This is a genomic window from Streptomyces sp. NBC_01232 (genome assembly GCF_035989885.1).
In the GTDB taxonomy this organism is placed as follows: Bacteria; Actinomycetota; Actinomycetes; order Streptomycetales; family Streptomycetaceae; genus Streptomyces.
Genome location: NZ_CP108518.1, coordinates 8,132,330 through 8,149,653 on the forward strand (window position 1 = coordinate 8,132,330; position 17,324 = coordinate 8,149,653).

Annotated in this window: 16 protein-coding genes and 1 pseudogene; 10 read left to right on the forward strand and 7 right to left on the reverse strand. The window is 73.0% G+C overall.

What is annotated here, in order from left to right:
* Positions 1-129: 129 nt before the first annotated feature.
* Positions 130-570: a hypothetical protein gene (locus OG444_RS37360; protein WP_327267081.1), complete on the forward strand. Its 441-nt coding sequence runs from the start codon at positions 130-132 to the stop codon at positions 568-570.
* Between the two features lie 67 nt (positions 571-637).
* Here OG444_RS37360 and OG444_RS37365 read toward each other — a convergent pair.
* A pseudogene (locus OG444_RS37365) lies at positions 638-928 on the reverse strand (hypothetical protein); the annotation flags it as partial.
* A 102-nt stretch (positions 929-1,030) separates the two neighbouring features.
* Complete coding sequence (locus tag OG444_RS37370; protein WP_327266310.1) at positions 1,031-1,561, reverse strand: DUF6584 family protein; 531 nt, start codon at positions 1,559-1,561, stop codon at positions 1,031-1,033.
* Positions 1,562-1,798: 237 nt separating this feature from the next.
* On the opposite strand from OG444_RS37370, the gene OG444_RS37375 reads away from it, so the two are divergent.
* The 7 genes from OG444_RS37375 to OG444_RS37405 all read left to right on the forward strand — a co-directional run bounded on the left by OG444_RS37375 (position 1,799) and on the right by OG444_RS37405 (position 10,600).
* On the forward strand, positions 1,799-2,089 hold the full coding sequence (locus tag OG444_RS37375; RefSeq protein ID WP_327266311.1) for a hypothetical protein: 291 nt from the start codon (positions 1,799-1,801) through the stop codon (positions 2,087-2,089).
* Between the two features lie 420 nt (positions 2,090-2,509).
* Entirely contained in the window at positions 2,510-6,058 is a 3,549-nt protein-coding gene (locus tag OG444_RS37380; RefSeq protein WP_327266312.1) for a S8 family serine peptidase, read from the forward strand.
* Between the two features lie 125 nt (positions 6,059-6,183).
* Positions 6,184-6,381, forward strand: a complete 198-nt coding sequence (locus OG444_RS37385) for a hypothetical protein (protein ID WP_327266313.1) — start codon at positions 6,184-6,186, stop codon at positions 6,379-6,381.
* 103 nt (positions 6,382-6,484) lie between these two features.
* Complete coding sequence (locus OG444_RS37390) at positions 6,485-7,255, forward strand: hypothetical protein (RefSeq protein ID WP_327266314.1); 771 nt, start codon at positions 6,485-6,487, stop codon at positions 7,253-7,255.
* Between the two features lie 52 nt (positions 7,256-7,307).
* Positions 7,308-8,084 carry a hypothetical protein gene (locus tag OG444_RS37395; protein WP_327266315.1) on the forward strand — a complete coding sequence of 259 codons (777 nt, stop codon included), beginning with the start codon at positions 7,308-7,310 and terminating at the stop codon, positions 8,082-8,084.
* A 50-nt stretch (positions 8,085-8,134) separates the two neighbouring features.
* Positions 8,135-9,415, forward strand: a complete 1,281-nt coding sequence (locus tag OG444_RS37400) for a cytochrome P450 (protein WP_327266316.1) — start codon at positions 8,135-8,137, stop codon at positions 9,413-9,415.
* Between the two features lie 225 nt (positions 9,416-9,640).
* A complete protein-coding gene (locus OG444_RS37405) occupies positions 9,641-10,600 on the forward strand; it encodes a hypothetical protein (RefSeq protein ID WP_327266317.1) in 960 nt (319 codons plus the stop codon).
* Here OG444_RS37405 and OG444_RS37410 read toward each other — a convergent pair.
* Complete coding sequence (locus OG444_RS37410) at positions 10,586-11,983, reverse strand: GntT/GntP/DsdX family permease (protein ID WP_327266318.1); 1,398 nt, start codon at positions 11,981-11,983, stop codon at positions 10,586-10,588. The two genes, OG444_RS37405 and OG444_RS37410, sit on opposite strands and share 15 nt — an antisense overlap.
* Positions 11,984-11,995: 12 nt before the next feature.
* The gene (locus OG444_RS37415; protein ID WP_327266319.1) at positions 11,996-12,517 is read right to left on the reverse strand and encodes a gluconokinase; all 522 of its coding nucleotides are present in this window, start codon (positions 12,515-12,517) and stop codon (positions 11,996-11,998) included.
* Between the two features lie 131 nt (positions 12,518-12,648).
* On the opposite strand from OG444_RS37415, the gene OG444_RS37420 reads away from it, so the two are divergent.
* The gene (locus OG444_RS37420) at positions 12,649-13,365 is read left to right on the forward strand and encodes a FadR/GntR family transcriptional regulator (RefSeq protein WP_327266320.1); all 717 of its coding nucleotides are present in this window, start codon (positions 12,649-12,651) and stop codon (positions 13,363-13,365) included.
* A gap of 627 nt (positions 13,366-13,992) precedes the next feature.
* On the opposite strand, the gene OG444_RS37425 is transcribed toward OG444_RS37420, so the two are convergent.
* Positions 13,993-14,877, reverse strand: coding sequence for a sigma-70 family RNA polymerase sigma factor (locus OG444_RS37425; protein ID WP_327266321.1), 885 nt, complete (start codon positions 14,875-14,877; stop codon positions 13,993-13,995).
* Between the two features lie 134 nt (positions 14,878-15,011).
* Here OG444_RS37425 and OG444_RS37430 point away from each other — a divergent pair, with 134 nt between their 5' ends.
* A complete protein-coding gene (locus tag OG444_RS37430; RefSeq protein WP_327266322.1) occupies positions 15,012-15,359 on the forward strand; it encodes a hypothetical protein in 348 nt (115 codons plus the stop codon).
* A gap of 2 nt (positions 15,360-15,361) precedes the next feature.
* Here the strand turns inward: OG444_RS37430 and OG444_RS37435 are convergent, their stop codons facing one another.
* Both OG444_RS37435 and OG444_RS37440 read right to left on the reverse strand, forming a co-directional pair.
* A complete protein-coding gene (locus OG444_RS37435) occupies positions 15,362-15,907 on the reverse strand; it encodes an HIT family protein (protein WP_327266323.1) in 546 nt (181 codons plus the stop codon).
* Positions 15,908-15,935: 28 nt separating this feature from the next.
* On the reverse strand, positions 15,936-17,300 hold the full coding sequence (locus tag OG444_RS37440) for a (2,3-dihydroxybenzoyl)adenylate synthase (protein WP_327266324.1): 1,365 nt from the start codon (positions 17,298-17,300) through the stop codon (positions 15,936-15,938).
* Between the last annotated feature and the right edge of the window lie 24 nt (positions 17,301-17,324).

The window sequence follows — 17,324 nt, forward strand, 5'->3', positions numbered from 1 at the left end:
CGATCATGCCGGGCCGGCGGGCTGATCCGCCCTGATCGACAAGACACCCGCCTACCACCGTGGCGCCGCCGCGCGTCACAAACTGGTCAAAGCCGCCCGCGACCCCGCCTCATCCCCGACAGTGTCGGGATGCGCACACACCGCACCCGTGTCCTGCTCGTAACCGCTGCCGCCGCCGCATGCCTCGCCCTCGCGGGGTGCAACCCACAGGCCGCCGACGACGGCACCGGCCCGGCATCCGCCACCCCTGGCGTCACCCCTCCCGCCGCTCCTCACGCCACCACGGCCGCGCCCGCCCCGGCCGGCAGCACCCCGGCGCCGCCGAAGGCGGGAAAGCCGTCCGCCGCCGTCCCCGACTTCGTGGGCCAGGTCCTCCAGGCCGCCCAGGACGGCGCGCAGGCGGCAGGCTTCTTCCTGCTCTCCTCGCACGACGCGCTGGGCAAGAACCGCAACCAGGTATTCGACCGGAACTGGAAGGTCTGTACGCAGACCCCGGCCGCCGGCACGAAGACCGGCATCGACACGAAGATCGACTTCGGCACGGTGAAGATCGAGGAGTCCTGTCCCTAAGGGCTGTCCCGTCAAGATCTTGAGCCGGCAGGTCCGTGATCGACGGATGTCGGCTCGTCCACCGGCCGAGTGCACGGTTGTGCAGGTGGGCGATTTTGCTCATCGCGTGATGGACGCCGTCGCCCTTTGAGCGGCAGTCTCGCAAGGTCTTCCAGGTCTTCATGACGACCTGGTGGTTGGTGGAGCAGCGAGAGTTCTTCGACCGCTCGGCCACCGTGTGGTCACGGGTGGGAACCAAGGTTCCGTCCACGATGAGGACCGTGTTGCTGCGGAATCGCGTGCACGGGAAGACGCGGGGGCTCAGCCCGGTGAACGGGACCATCCAGGACGGCTGCGACGCCGCAATCACAGCAGACATCGCGAGATCATTTCCCTCGTTGCCAAGTATCCCGTGCACAGCAGTTCTGGACGATCTCACCGGCCTTGCGCGGTGCTCCCCACAGGGCCTGGGTGACCTGCGTCAGTCGAAGAGGGCAACAACTCCAACCACCCAGATTGCGACGAACGCAAGGGCACCCACCAGGCAACCGATGCCCGCCAGCACACCGCCGACTGTCCACGGCTCGGAGGGCGCCTCCTCGTACTTCTCCTCCAGACCGTCCCGGTACGAGGCAGGGTCGTCCCAGTCGACGAGGCGCTCCAGCTCCTCGGCGCAGGATGTCCGCACTGCAGTCAGCTGCTTCTCCGCAAAGGCGGTGGAAGCCTTTGCCTCGGGGCCGCGCCAGGCGAGGGCCTTCATCCTCCATGCGGGAGATCCGTACCGCTCTTCGAAGGCGGCGGTCTCGTCGGCGTCGCGGTCCGCTTCGAGGTACATCCAGCGTCCGGCCTCGGCGGTGTCGCCGTAGAGCCGGTACACCTCGGCCAGGCGCCGGCGGAGTGTCAGGTCGTGCGGGAAGGATGAGACGAGACCGCGCAAACGCTGGCGCGCAAGGGGAACCCGTCCGGCGGCCAGGTCTGCCTCAACTCGGACAAGGGTCTCTCTCAGGGTCATGAACGCATGATCGATTATTCCACTGGCCGCCGTCGACCCGGTTGTTCGCCCAGCACCTCCTCGCTCCGAACGGAAACCACTGAGCGGGAGACCCCCACTTGCGGGACGGGCCTTGAGGGGGGTGTCTTGTCGGTGTCAGAACCCGCGAGCCCGGCGTGATCGGCAAGACATCCGCTCGGGGGCGACACACCTGCGACGTCGTTCACGTTCCGGCCCACCCGCTCCTACGCTTCGGGCATGGCTCTGTGGATGACCTGGACGATCACATCGGCCGCGTCGGCGGGTGAGAGCGTGGACGACGTCGAGGGAGCGGTCCGGGCCTTCGACAGGTCGGTCCAGCAAATCCTGGACCGGTTCCCGGCCAGGAGCGGCGTGCCCGCGGCGGTCCTGCGCGATGCGGCGCGGGACATCCGTACGCGGATGCTCAGTGACGGTCGTGCGGCCGTGGAACGCGGAGAGCGCTGGTCCGCCGCCGCAGGGGAAGTGGACGTGACGCTCGTTCCGCGGGACGGCGATTCACCCGGCTGAACCGCCGACGGTCCGGGCGGACACCCCGCCGGGCCGGGCAAGCACCCTTCTGCCGCCGGCCCGGCCCGGTATGCGACGCGCCGTGCGACGGCCATGGACCCGCAGGTCGCGAGCGTGTCCCGGGCCGTTGCCGCGCGACGTGCCGGCCGCGCGTTCCCTCTGGGCGCGGGCGAAGGCCGGGCGCCGGTCCTCCGGTACGCGAGCGGTCCGCCGACGAGCCCGCGGGCTCCGTCGTTCCCGGACCGAGGACGGCCGAAAAGCCCCCCTTGTAATGAGCATGACGCCTCGTTCACCATGACCCGCGCACGTCACGCGCACCCTTCCCGCACAACCCGCACACGGCGTACGAGGAGACAACACGTGGCTCAACGCAACAACCGGTCCTCACGAGCCTTACGGCCCACAAGGTCATCACGGCCCGTGCGGTCCTTACGTACGGCGCTCGCCGCCCTCACCTCGGTCCTGCTCCTGCCGATCGGCGCGGGCGTCGCCGCGGCCGCGCAGGACCCCGGCCCCGCCGCCCTGACCGCGGCCGAGCGCAAGATCGAGCCCAAGCTCCGGGCCCAGCTCGACGACTCTGCCAAGGCCGCCTTCTGGGTCTACCTCGACAGCGCCGCCGACCTCACCGCCGCGGGGAAGCAGCAGACCCGCGCCGCAAAGGCAGAAACGGTTCTGCGGATCAAGAGGGACCACGCCGCGCGCAGCCAGGCCGAGGTCGTCAAGGCCCTGCAGGGCGCGGGGGCCGAGTACACCTCGTACTGGATCGTGAACGCCGTGCGCGTCGTCGGCAGCCAGAAGCTCGCCGGGACCCTCGCACAGCGCCCCGAGGTCGCCCGGATCGACGCCGACGACAAGGTCGTCCTCCCCAAGCCCACCGAGGGCAAGCGGGAGAAGGCCGTCGCCGACGCCATCGAGTGGAACATCGACCGGATCAAGGCCCCGCAGGTCTGGGACCAGGTCGGGGTGCGCGGCGAGGGCATAGTCGTCGCCAACATCGACAGCGGCGTGGACTACACCCACCCGGCCGTGAACAACCAGTACCGCGGCAAGAAGGCGGACGGCACGTACGACCACGCCTACAACTGGTTCGACCCGGCGGGCGTGTGCACCACCGCGGCCCCGTGCGACAACAACGACCACGGCACCCACACCATGGGCACGATGGTCGGCGACGACGGCGGCGCCAACAAGATCGGCGTGGCCCCCGGCGCCAAGTGGATCGCGGCCAAGGGCTGCGAGTCGAACTCCTGCTCCGAGGCCTCCCTCCTCGCCTCGGGCCAGTGGATCGTCGCCCCGACCGACCCGAGCGGTCAGAACCCGCGCCCCGATCTCGCCCCGCACATCGTCAACAACTCCTGGGGCGGCAGCGGCGGCGACACCTGGTACCAGCAGATCGTCGACACCTGGCGGGCGGCCGGCATCTTCCCGGCCTTCTCCAACGGGAACTCAGGCCCGAGCTGCAACACCGCCGGCTCGCCCGGCGACTACGCCAGCTCCTACAGCTCCGGCGCCTTCGACATCAACAACGCCATCGCGTCGTTCTCCTCGCGCGGCGCCGGCCCCGGCGGCATCATCAAGCCGAACATCGCCGCCCCCGGCGTGAACGTCCGCTCCTCCGTTCCCGGCGGCGCGTACGAGGCCTTCTCCGGCACCTCGATGGCCTCGCCGCACACCGCGGCCGCCGTCGCCCTGCTCTGGTCCGCCGCGCCCGCCCTGGAAGGCGACGTCGCGCAGACCGAGGCGCTCTTCGACGGCACCGCCCTGGACACCGACAGCAGCCAGTGCGGGGGCAACGCCGCCGACAACAACGTCTTCGGTGAGGGCCGGCTCGACATCCTCGCCGCCGTCAACGCCGCCCCGCGCGGCGCCATCGGCTCGCTCGGCGGCACCGTACGCGCCGGCGACCAGCCCGTCGCGGGCGTGAAGATCACCGCCGACGGCCCGATCGACCGCACCACCACCACCGGGGCCGACGGCAGCTACCGCTTCGCCTCCCTCTCGGTCGGCGACTACACCCTGACCGCCGCCAAGTTCGGTTACGGACAGCAGACCGCGACGGCCACGGTGACCGAGAACGGCACCGCCACCGGCGACTTCACCCTGACCCAGGCCGCCTCCGGCAAACTCACCGGCACGGTCTCCTCGGCCGCCGGCCCCGCCGCGGGCGCCTCCGTCACCATCGCGGACACCCCGGTGACCGCGACCGCCGACGCCCAGGGCCGCTTCGAGGTGGCCCTGCCGCACGGCACGTACGACGTGAACGCCACCCACGCCTCCCGCTGCGTCACCGGCGGTACGGCGAAGGTCACCGTCGCCGGAGACGCCACCGTCGCGGTCAGCCTGCCCGAGCGCACCGACGGCTACGGCTACGCCTGCGCCGCCGCGGGCGACCGCCCGTACGTCGAGGGCACCCGCCAGCTCGCGCTCACCGGTGACAACACCACCGAGCGCGTCGACCTGCCCTTCCCGCTGCCCCTGTACGGCAAGACGTACGGCCAGGCCTGGATCGGCACCAACGGCACCGTCAGCTTCGGCGGCAACCACACCAGTGACATCAACGGGGACCTCCCGAGCACGGCCACGCCCAACGCGGCCCTGTACCCGTTCTGGGACGACCTCGTCGTCGGCGCCACGGGCAGCGGATCCGGTGTCTTCACCGCCGTCACCGGCACCGCTCCGCACCGGAGTTACGTGATCGAGTGGCGCCAGGTGGCCCACTGGTCGGCCCAGGCCGACAAGTTCTCCTTCTCGGCGACGATCGGCGAGGACGGCACCGTCTCGTACTCCTACAAGGGGACGGGCGGCACCGGGATCAAGGGCGGCTCCTCGGCCACGGTCGGTGTGGAGAACGCGGCCGGAACCGACGCCTTCAAGTACTCCTTCAACACCGGGGTCATCACGGACGGCCTGTCCATCGCGTTCCGGACCACCAAGAGCGGAGTGGTGGCGGGCCGGGTGCTCGACGCCAACGACGGCAACGGCGTCGCGGGCGCCACGGTGACCGTCGGTACCGGCGACGGCGCGGTCTCCGCCACCACGGCGGCGGACGGCGGATACGTCGTCCAGAGCCCCTCGGGCTCGCTCCCCGTCTCGCTGGCCGCACCCCAGTACGAGTCCGCCACGGCGACGGTGAACGTCAAGGCCGCCGACGTCACGGCCGTGACGCAGTCCCTGCGCACCGGAAAGGTGACGGCGTCCACGCCGTCCGTCGAGGTCGTCCTCCCGGCGGACCAGCGGCGGACGCGGACCCTGGACCTGACCAACCCGGGCCTCGGCACGGCGTTCACGGTGTCCGAGGAAGCGGCCTGGCTCACGGCCACACCGGCGACCGGGAACCTCCCGACCGGCGCGAAGACCCCGGTCACCCTTACGGTCGACACGACCGGACTGGCTCCGGGAACGGTCCTCACAGCCGACCTGAAGATCACCTCCGCGAGCGGCCGGACCCCGGTCCTGACCGTCCCGGTCAAGGTCGTCGTTCCGCGCTACCAGGTCGGCCTCGACGCGGGCTCCGGCTACGGCAGCACCGACGCCCTGGGTGACGCCTGGTCGCCGGACCGCAAGTACACGCCCGGCTCCTACGGCTACCAGGGCAACGGCACCATCCAGTCCACCGGCCGCACCATCGCCGGTACGGACGAGCAGTGGCTGTTCCGCAACGCCCGTGAGGGCATGTACGAATACCGCTTCGACAACGTGCCGAACGGCACCTACACGGTGGAGCTCGGCTTCGCGGAGCTCTCCTCCACCAAGCCGAACAAGCGCGTCTTCGACGTCCTGGCCGAGGGCACGCAGGTCCTGCCCTCCCTGGACATCGCCCTGGAGGCCGGCACCTACAAGGCCCTGACCCGTACGTACACGGTCACGGTCACGGACGGGGTCCTCAACATCCGCTTCGTTACGCACAGCGGATTCGGCAAGCCCCTGCTCAACACCCTGCGGGTGACCGACCGCCCGGACAAGAGCTAGGCGAGCACAGGGGCGCCCGGGTACTGGACGTACGTACCCGGGTGCCCCGGACGGGCCGCGCCCCACGCCTCAGGACCGGGTGCGGCCCGTCCGCCCGGCACCGGCGGCTGCAGCTGATCGGGCGATTGGCGGAGCTCGGCGATCCGCGCGCCGCGGAACACCTCCACGCCGTCGCCCTGGACACCACCGTCGACGCCTCGTCCCGCGGGTACGCCGCCGAGGCCCCGGACGCGCTCGGGGACACCCGGGCAGCCGGGATCCTCGACGCGCTCGCCGACGGGCCCGCTCAGGACGACGGACATCCGGGCCGACCGGGGTGGTGAGGGGGCGCACGGTGCCGGCCGTGAGCGGCATTCGGGTGGCGGGGGCCCGGTCTCGCCCCGGCCTGCCGGGCCGGCCCGGGCGGGCTCGTTAACGTGGGCGACCATGACCCTCCTGTGCGACCAGGCCACCGCCGTCCGGGCCCTCGTCGGGTCCGCCGACCCCGGGGCGGTGTGGGCCGTCGGCGGCCCCGAAGGCCCACAGGCGGGTTCGGAGGCCGGACCCGCGGACGAAGCCTTCGACGTGGGCGGCCTCACCGCCGTCCTCGCGCTCTGGCCGGTCATCGGCGCCCTCGTCGACGAGGGCGCGCTGCACCTGCACACGCCCCTCACCGCCTACGGGGACGAGGCCTCCGCGGACACCCCCGACGGGACCACCGCCCACCACCTCCTCACCCACCCGGGCGGCGCCGCGGCCCTCACCCGTCTCGCCGAACACCTCTCCGGCAGCCCGCTCGCCGACCTCGCCGCCACCCGGGTCTGGCGCCCCCTGGGCATGACCGGAACGCGTTTCACCGATGCCGCCCTCCACGCGCCCCTCGGCGACCTGGTCCGCTTCCTGCGGCACGTTCTCGCCGCCGCGGCCCCCGCACCGGCCGGCTCCACGGCCCCGGAGGGCATCACCGAGGGCATCACCCGCGCCTGGGCCACCGAGTCGCTCCGGATCCGCACCGGCGAACTCGTCCCCGCCCGCGGACTGCTCTGGCAGCCCGCCCCGCACGGGGTCTGGACCCACCACGCCCCGCAGGACGGCGGCCCGGCCCTCTGGATGTCCCCCCGCCACCACCGCTGGGCGGTCCTCCTCCCGACGGCGGTGCGCAGCGGGCTGCGCACGGCGTTCCGCGAAGCCGTCTTCACCCCAACTTCCGTCATGTAAAAGGAAGTTGTGTCGGACTCTGGGGGCTCCCCCCCCAGCAGGTCGTGGCCGGATGAGGAAGACCCGACAGCGAGACAGTGACGCTCCCGGTCCGCATTCGCCGTGGGACGAGACCGCACCCGGCCCGTGGATGGGCGGCCACTACTGGACCGACCCGGACGGCGAACTCCGGCCCGCCGTCGTCGGCGACGAGTTCGACCTCGTCATCAGCCTCTTCACCCGGACCGGCCACGGACCCGGACCGCGCGCCGAGCACGTCGTGGCGCCCGTCCCGGACGCCGCACTCGACGCCCACCAGCTGCACACCGTCCAGCGCCTCGCCCGCACCGCCGGCCTCGCCCTCGACGCGGACCTCACCACGCTCGTCCGCTGCCACTCGGGCTACAACCGGTCCGGCCTCGTCGTTGCCCAGTTCCTCGTCGACCGGGGCCTGGTCCCGCCGAGGCCATTGCGTGCGTACGCCGCGGGCGCTCCCCGTCGGCCCTGCACCACGCGGTCTTCACCTCCTACCCCACCGCCGGACCGGACATCGCGGCGCTGCTCGTCGGGCTCGACCCCTGACGTGCTCCTCGGGGCGCGCAGTCCGCAGGTGGGACGTACGGTGATGCCGTTGTCGCCGAGCGTTGTCGCTCCCGCCGCGGAGGTACACGGATGCGTACGGTCCAAGGGGCCGCCCTCGACGGGCTCCGAGCCCGGGTACGGGCCCTCGCCGCCCGGCGGCGCCCCGAGCGAGTCGGCCGGTCCCCCCGCGGTGAGGCACTGCCCGCGGACCGCGGGCCCGCCGCGCCGGGGCGCGGCGCGGGAGCCCCCGACCGGCGGACATCCGTAAAGGAATCCTTCCTCCGGCAAGCGGTCCCGGCCCGTGAGACCACCGGGCGCGTGCCCCTCGCCGGCCTCGGAGCCCTGCTGCGGGGCCTCGCCCGGCCCCGCCCCGGCGCGGTGCGCGCCTCCGCCGCCGCGCTGCGCGCCCTGCGCGCCCGGCACGGCGACGCCCCCGTCCTCGTACGCACCCGCTCCGGACGGACCGTCCTGGTCCTCCTCGATCCGCAGGACGTGCGCCGGTTCTACGCCGAACCCGTCGGCCTCCTGGCGGCCGACCCGCCGGACAAGTGCCGGGGCCTGAGCCCGCAGGAGCCCGCCGGCACCGGCTGCTCCCGCGGCGAACTCCGCGCGGAACGTCGGCAGGTCAGCGCCGAGGTGCTGGCCGCGGGCCTGCCCGTGCACCCCTCCTGCGGACTCTTCCTCGCTGCCCTCGCCGAGGAGGCCCGGCACCTGACCGCCGGTTCCACCGGCGCCGGTGCCCCGACCGCCACCCTCGACCTCGCCCGCGCCCGCTACGCCGTCCACCGCACTGCCCGGCGGATCGTGCTCGGCGACTCGGCCGCCGCCGACGAGGAACTCACCGGATGGCTCACCCAGCTGCGCGCCGAGGGCAAGGGCCTGCGCGGCGGCCGGGCGCGCGCCGCCCGCTCCCTGCACGCCAGGGCCCGCGCCCGCATCGAGGCGTACGCGGGCCACGCCGACGGCGACACGCTGGTCGGACGGGCCGCCCGTTACGCAGACCCCACCGGGACCGTCGACCCCGTCGGCCAGGCCCAGCACTGGCTGCTGGCCATGGACGCCGTCCCGGACACGCTGCTGCGCACCCTGCTCCTGCTCGGCGCGCACCCCGCGGAACAGGACCTGGCCGCGGCCGAGGCGGCCGCCGAAGCCACCGCGGGTGCGGGCCGGGGCGAGCTGCCCCGGCTGCGGGCCTGCGTACGCGAGTCCCTGCGCCTGTACCCGGTGGTGTCCGACCTGATCCGCGTCACCGGCGCCGAGACCGAATGGCGGGGCGTGCGCCACCCGGCCGGCACTTCGGTGCTGCTGCCCGCCGCGTTCCACCAGCGCGATCCCGAACGGGTTCCGGCGGCGCACGTGTTCGTGCCCGGCCGGTGGAAGAACCCGGGTGCGGACCAGGACGTCCGGATGGCGCCCTTCAGCCATGGCGGCGGCCGCTGTCCGGGCGACCAGCTCGGCCTGATGATCACCGCTGCGCTCTGCGCCGAGGTGCTGCGGACACATCGGGTCGGCCGCGGCCGGCCGGTGCTGGACCCGGTGGGGCCGCTGCCCGCGGCGCTCGACCCGCGCGGGATCCGGCTGACGCTCACCCGCCGCTGACATCCCGCCGCCGAGATCCCGGCGCCGGGCCCGGGGCCATCGAACGCCGCGACACCCGCCTCACCTCGCAGGACGCCTGCCGCCCGACCTGTGCCGCCCGACCGCTCACCGCCCGAAGACCGAAGCCCGACCGCTCACCGCCCGAAGACCGAAGCCCGACCGCATACCGCCTGACGCCCGACCGTGCCCGCCCCCGAACCTCCTGCCGAACCCCACGAGGATGACATGCCCGACGCCGCGACCTCCGCGTCCACCGCCCCGGACATCGACCTGCTCGACGCCCCGTGCCGCGCACTCGCCGAGGCCGCCGACGCGGTCGGCGAAGCCGCCCGCTACGCCTCCGGCCTGGCCTTCGGTGCCCGGCTGCCCGCAGCCGCCCTGGCCCGGGGCGGCCGTACCCGGCTCGGCTGGCGCACCCTGTTGCGTACCCTCACCGACCCGGCGGGTCTCGGCTGGGCCCCGCGCGGTCGGGGCATGGCCCGGGCGGGCCGGCTCGCCGGAGTCCTGGCGGGCCGGGAGAGCCTCGCGATCAGCATCGCCGTCTGTGGTCTGAAGGCCCGGATCCGGGCCGTGAGCGCGGGCCGGCCCGAACTGCTCGACGATCCCGGCGCGGCCGCCGTCCTCGGCGCCGTGGAAGCGGGCCGCCAGGCCGAGGCCGTCCGTCTGTTCCGCGCCATCATGCGCGAACAGGGCGCCGAGCACGCCTTCTCGCTGCTGGCCCCGTCCTTCGCCGACATCCTGGCCTGGAACGCCCTGACCGACGCGAACCCCTTCAACGATCATGCCGGCTGGCAGGTCGCCACCGGCCGGGCCGAGACCGCCCAACCCGTCCTCGGGCTCGGCGCCGCCTTCGTGGCGTTCTGCGACCGGGGCCCCGGTCTGCCCGAACGGCCCCCGCCGGGGCCCGCGTCCGGACCCTCCCGGGGCCCGGCCCGCCGCCGGATCACGGCACGGCCGCCCCGGCCGGCGCCCCGGCCGCAGGCCGGCGGCCTGTCGGGTCACGCCGCCGCGTTGCGCACGCACGCGTTCCGGCTGCACGGGGCGGCCGCCGAGCCGGGGTGGCACGGACCGGGGACCGAGGCCCTGCGTGCCGAGGTGTCCAGGCTCGCCGCCCGCTGCGCGACGGCCGCGGGCGGCATGGCGCTGGCCGCCGCCCAGTTGAAGGGCCGGCTAAAGGACCAGTGACAGCAGCAGGACGAGGCCCAGCCCGACCACCGAGATGATGGTCTCCATCACCGACCAGGTCTTCAGGGTCTGACCGACGGTCATCCCGAAGTACTCCTTGACCAGCCAGAAGCCGGCGTCGTTGACGTGACTGAAGAACAGCGAGCCGGCCCCGATGGCCAGGACCAGGAGCGCGGTCCCGGTGGTGGACATGTCCGCCGCGAGCGGCGCGACCAGCCCGGCCGCGGAGATGGTCGCCACCGTCGCCGAGCCGGTGGCCAGCCGGATGGCCACGGCGATCAGCCAGGCCAGCAACAGGGTCGGGACTGCCCAGTTCTTCGACACGTCCAGGATCATCTGACCCACGCCCACGTCGATCAGCGTCTGCTTGAAGCCGCCGCCCGCGCCCACGATCAGCAGGATTCCCGCGATCGGGGCCAGGGACTTCTCCACCGTGACCGAGATCCGCTCCCGGGTGAACCCGGCCGCTCGGCCCAGCGTGAACATGCCCACCAGGACCGCCGCGAGCAGCGCGATCATGGGGGAGCCCGCGACGTCCGTCACGCGCTGCACAGGGTTCGCGGGGTCGTCGACCACGATGTCGACAAGAGCCTTGACGAGCATCAGTGCCACCGGGAGCAGCACGGTGAACACCGTGGCCCCGAATCGCGGGCGGTGTTCCAGCTCCGCCGAGGGACGCGGCGCGATCATGTGCTCGGGCGCCGGGATGTCCACCCACCGCGCCGCGTACCGGGAGAACACCGGCCCGGCGATGACCACGGTCGGGATCGCCACGAGCACACCGAGCCCGAGGGTGATCCCCAGGTTCGCGTGGAGCGCGTCGATGGCGACGAGGGGGCCGGGATGCGGCGGGACCAGGCCGTGCATCACGGACAGGCCGGCCAGCGCGGGGATGCCGATCCGCATCAGGGAGTAGTTCCCCCGCCTGGCCACCAGCAGCACCACCGGGATCAGCAGCACGATCCCGACCTCGAAGAAGAGCGGCAGCCCGATCACCGAGGCGATCAGCACCATGGCCCAGGGCATGGCCCGGCCCTTGGCCCGAGCAAGGATCGTGTCCACGATCTCGTCCGCGCCGCCCGAGTCCGCCAGCAGCTTCCCGAGGATCGCGCCGAGCGCGATGAGTACGCCGACGCCCGCGACCGTGGCCCCGAGTCCGGCGGTGAAGCTGGAGATCGTCTTGGCCAACGGTGCTCCCGCGAAGACCCCGAGGGCCAGCGAGCCGACCGTCAGCGCCAGGAAGGCGTGCAGTTTGAGGCGGGTGATGAGCAGGACGATGACGGCTATGCCCGCGAGGACGGCTATCCCCAGCTGGGTGTTCCCGGCCGAGGTGATCGGTGCGGGGGCGGCCGCCGCAAGTGTCTCGACGCTGAGACCGGTCACGGTGACGTTTCCTCAGTTCTCGTGTGCGGGGAGCCGGCGCAGAGCGGCCAGCGCCCGCCCGGTGATGTCCTGCGGGGAGCCGGACACGTCGACGACGACGCCGGGTTCGTCCTCCTGGAGTGGCTCCAGCGTCGCGAACTGCGAATCCAGCAGGGTGGTGGGCATGAAATGGCCCTTGCGGGCCGCCATGCGCTGCTCGATCAGCGGGCGTTCGCCGGTGAGGTGGACGAAGACGGCCCCGGGGGCCGCGGCGCGCAGCCGGTCCCGGTAGGCGCGCTTGAGCGAGGAGGCGGCGATCACGCCGCCGCGCAGGCCGGCGCGGTTGCGGATCCATTCGCCGATGGCGTCGAGCCACGGCCACCGGTCCGCGTCGTCGAGCGGGGTGCCGGCCGACATCTTGGCGACGTTGGACGCCGGGTGGAACGCGTCGCCCTCCGCGTACGGAATGCCGAGTGCCTCGGCGAGCAGTCGGCCCACGGTCGTCTTGCCCGTACCGGCCACGCCCATCACCACAATGACGCGCTGGGTGCTCACGCCTACCTCGCTGTCCTCGTCGACATCGGTTCGTGCGGCACCACTGAAGCGCATTAAGTAGTACTTATTCAAGCCTCGGGTCGGAAACATCACATCTTTCGGCGGCGGGAGCGTCACCGTACGCTTACGCCATGACCACCGCAGGCAGTCCCGGGCAGGGGCAGGGGCTCCACACCCATGTGCTGGACACCCTCGGCCTCGCGATCACGGCGGGGGAGTACCTCCCGGGCAGCGTCCTGCGCACGGACGAGATCACCGAACGCTTCGATGCCTCCCGCACCGTCGTACGGGAGGTCATCCGCGTCCTGGAGTCGATGCACCTGGTCGAGTCCCGCCGACGGGTCGGCGTCACGGTGCGCCCCACCGACGAGTGGAACGTCTACGACCCTCGCGTGATCCGCTGGCGGCTCGCCGGCACGGACCGGCCCCGGCAGCTGCGTTCCCTCACCGTGCTGCGATCCGCGATCGAGCCGGTCGCGGCCGGTCTCGCCGCGACCCTGGCCACACCGGATCAGTGCGCCGAACTCACCGAGGCGGCCCTCGGCATGGTCCGCACCTCGCGCGGCCACCAGCTGGAGGGCTATCTGCGGCACGACATCGCGTTCCACCGGGTGGTGCTCAACGCCTCCGGCAACGAGATGTTCGCCCGCCTCGGGGACGTCGTCGCCGAAGTCCTGACCGGCCGCACCGAACACGCGGTGATGTTCCACGATCCCGACCCCGCCGCCGTCACCCTGCACGTCCAGGTCGCCGAGGCGGTGCGCGAGCGGGACGCGGCGCGCGCCGAGGCGCTGACCCGCCGCATCGCGGTGGGTGCGCTGGAGGAACTGGACGTGCTCGCGCCCTGAGCAACCGGGGCGAGCCCGGGGGCGGGCCCGGGGGCCGGGGCCCGCGAGTCCGGCGTGATCGGCAAGACATTCCCCAGGTGTGCGGGGTCAGCCGCAGCCGCCGCACCCTCCGCACCCGCTCCCGCATCCCCCTCCACAACCGCCCCCGGCGCCCCGGTGAACGCCCAGGCGGCGAGCGCGAGGACCAGGACCGGACCGATCCGGCCCGCGGTGTCGGAGGTACCGGCAAGGGCGAGGGCGGCGTCGGCCGCGAGGGCGGTCGCGGCGAGCAGGGTGGCCGCCGGCAGGTACCGGAACCAGAAGGGCAGCGCGGCGAGCAGGAAGCCGGCCGAGAGACTGCGCCAGTCCTCGCCGTGCCGGTCCGTCAGCAGGAGCGCGAGGACGGCCGGGACCACGAGGAGCCATCCTCCGGCGCCGGGCGCGAAAACGGTCGGGACGCGGTCGGCCCGGAGCCAGTGCCGCGCGTGGTCGACACCCCACGCCGCGACCGGAGCGCCCTCCGGTATCGCCGCAGTGGGCAGGTGCTTGACGTAGTCGGTCACGGCGCCAGTATGCGAGCGCCGTGCCGCGGCCCAGAAGGGGCGGCCGCGGCACGGAATCGCTACGGCCGCTTACCGGTGCCGGGTATCAGATGTCGAGCGCGGCGAGTTCGAGCGCATCCAGACGCACGGGGTCCGCCACGATGTCGATCTCCGTGATCAGCCCGTCCTCGATCGTGAAGCCGAGCACGAGGAACAGCCGTCCCAGCGGGGCCATCGCCAGGCCGACCAGCCCGTCGACGAGGGCCGGCGTCGTGGCCTGCGCCCGCTGCATGGCGGCCATCGCGCTCCTGGCGACGGTGACCGCGCCGCGCAGGAGGACCGGGGCGTGGGCGGGCACGACGGCCGCATCGGCCCGGAGCACCACGTCGGGGTGGAGCAGGGTGACGAGCGCGTCGAAGTTCCCGCCGCGGGTGGCGGCGAGGAAGGCCTCCACCACGAGGCGCCGGCGGCTCGGATCGGCCTCGGACGCCAGAGGTGCTCCCCGGACCCGGCGGCGGGCGCGGCTCGCGAGCTGACGGGTGGCCACGGGGGACTTCTCGATCATCGGGGCGATCTCGTCGAAGGGCACGGCGAACAAGTCGTGCAGCACGAACGCGAGCCGCTCGGCGGGAGCCAGCCGGTCGAGCACGACGAGCAGCGCCAGCCCGACGGAGTCGGCCAGTACGGCCTCCTGTTCGGGGTCGACGGTGTCCTCACGGCCGGCGACGCGGTCGGCGGGCGACGCGTCCAGGGAGTCCTCGCGGCGGGACTCGCGCGAGCGCAGCATGTTCAGGCACACGCGGGACACGACCGTCGTCAGCCATCCGCCGAGGTTCTCCACCGCACCGACGTCGGAGCGGCTCAGGCGCAGCCAGGTCTCCTGTACGGCGTCATCGGCCTCGGCGAGCGAACCGAGCATGCGGTAGGACACCGCTCTCAGATGAGAGCGGTGCTCTTCGAAACGCTCCGTCAGCCCTGAATTCCCGTCCACCGGTCCCCCCGCGTCGATCGCACCCGGTGGATCATCAAAACAGATCACGAGGCTGCTGGATAATGGCGCCCGAACAGCAGAAGCGAGTGGAGACGCCGGGCCCACGTGTGGTCCGGCAGGAGAGGGAGCCCCCGATGGACGTGCAGCACTTCGAGCGGATCACCGCATTCATCGAGGCGCGGCTCACCCCGCTGTTCGACGAGGCGACGGGCAGCGAACACGGCTTCGCCATGGACGACACCTCCCGCGCCCTGCGCGCCCTGCGCAACTCCGTCCTGGAGGCCTCCGCCATCAAGGGCCTCATCGAGAAGCGGGAATCCGCCGAGCCGGCCATGCGCCGCGTCATCGACCAGTCGGTGGAGCACAACTGGGACGTGCTGCGCGGCATCGCCCGCCAGTGGGAGGACCACGCCGACTTCCGCCACGAGTTCAAGCACCACGCGTGGGAACTCGACCACCACCACACCCCCGCGCAGGCCTGACCTCACGGAGGCGGTGCGAGCACCCCGCGCGCGGCGAGGGCCGCGCGCAGGAGCGTCGCCGTCGCCGCCTGCTCCTCGGCCGACCGCGACAGGACGCCGTTCTCGGTCATGAGGGCGTGGAACTGCTGCTGTTCGTACGGGACCCCGGGCGGCAGCGCCGCGATGTGCCAGTGCAGGTGGGCGTTGCCCTGCCGGCTCCCCAGCGAGTACAGGTAGGTCCGCTCGCAGTCGAGGACGTCCTCGACCGCGAGCGCGACCTCCCGTACGACGAGCATCAGCCGGGTGTAGGCCGCCGCGTCCAGGTCGCGGACGGCATGTTCGATATGTGCCCTGGGAGCCACCAGGACCTTTCCGGGAAGCGTGGGCCAGCGGTCGAGGAAGGCCACGTGGTGCTCGTCCTCGTGGATCGTCTCGTGCACGAAGCCGGGGTGCCCGGCGAGGTAGGCGCACACGAAGCACGGCCCGCCGCGGGTCCGTTCGACGTACGCCCGGAGATCCATCGGCTCACGGTCCATCGGTTCACGGCCCATCGGCATCGGTGTCGGCACCGACGCATCCTCCCACCGTCCCCGCCCCTCAGCGGCCGGACGGCGCATCCTGCAGGCGGCCCGTCACCACCAGGTTGCCGTCGGGGGTGCGGCGTGCGAGGTCTCCGGTGCGGAACCAGCCGTCGGGGGTGAAGGAGCGTGCGTTGAGGTCGGGCGCCCGGTAGTAGCCGCGAGGCGTGCAGGGGCCGCGGGCGATGAGTTCGCCCGGCTCGCCGTCGGGCACCTCCGCGCCGTCGGCGCCGACCACGCGGATCTCGTCGTCGGGCGAGAGCGGGCGGCCCTGTGTGGAGAGCACGCTCTCGTCCGGATCGGCGGGCCGGGTGAGCGTGAGCGGTCCCTCGGCCCGGCCCGACACCTGCTGCACGCGGCAGCCCAGTTCGGGACCCACGCGTACGGCGGTCGCCCGGGGCAGGGGAGCGCCGCCGATCTGCACGAGACGCAGACTGCTCACATCGGCCCGGACCGACGCGAGCGCGTCCAGCCAGCCCTCGGCGACGGCGGGCACCACCGACGTGACGGTGACCCGCTCCCGTTCGATGACCGGGAAGCACGCGGCGGGGTCCGCGCTCTCGGCCAGCACGACGGTGCCGCCGACCGAGAGGGTGCCGACGATGCCGGGGCAGCCGAAGGCGAAGTTGTCCCCGGCGGGCAGCGCGGCGAGGTAGACGTCGTCCTCGGTGAGCGACACCAGCCCGGCGGCGGCCCGCACCTGGTAGGCGTAGTCGTTGTGGGTGCGCGGCACGAGCGCGGGCTCCGCGCCCGCACCGTCGGAGAGCAGGAAGAAGGCCACCTGGGCGGCGCTCTGCGGGAGCGGCCGCTCCGGCGGTGAGTCGACGGAGGCCAAGGGGTAGTACTGGCAGCCCGCCGCGTCGATGCTGAAGCCGCCGTACGGGGACGCCTCGCCAGGCGCCTCCAGGGTGAACACCCGCCGCAGGAAAGGCCCTCGGGCCGCGATGTCCGCCGCCATCGCCACGAGGTCGAACCCCTCGTGGGCCGGCGGCCCGACGTGACCCACGGCCTGGCTGACCCGCACGAGGCGGGACACCTCGGCCGCCCGGTGCGTCACCGGGCAGAGCACGGGGACCACGCCGGTGCGCATCAGCGCGAAGACGGTGATGACGAACTCGGGAACGTTCGGCAGCTGGACGACGACCCGCTGCCCGGGCCGCAGGCCGCGCAGCCGGAAGCCGGCGGCCATCCGGTCCACGCGCCGGTTCAGTTGCGCGTACGTGACGCGGGTGCCGCCGTGCACGAGCGCGGTCCGCGGCCCGTGGTGCCGGGCCCAGCCGCGGAGCAGGTTGTCGAGCGTGTTGCCCTGCCAGTGCCCGGCCGCCCAGTAGCGGTCGACGAACGCCTCGGGCCAGGGGGTACAGCCGTCGAGCATGGGTGTCATTCGCTTCCTCGGGACCGACCTCGT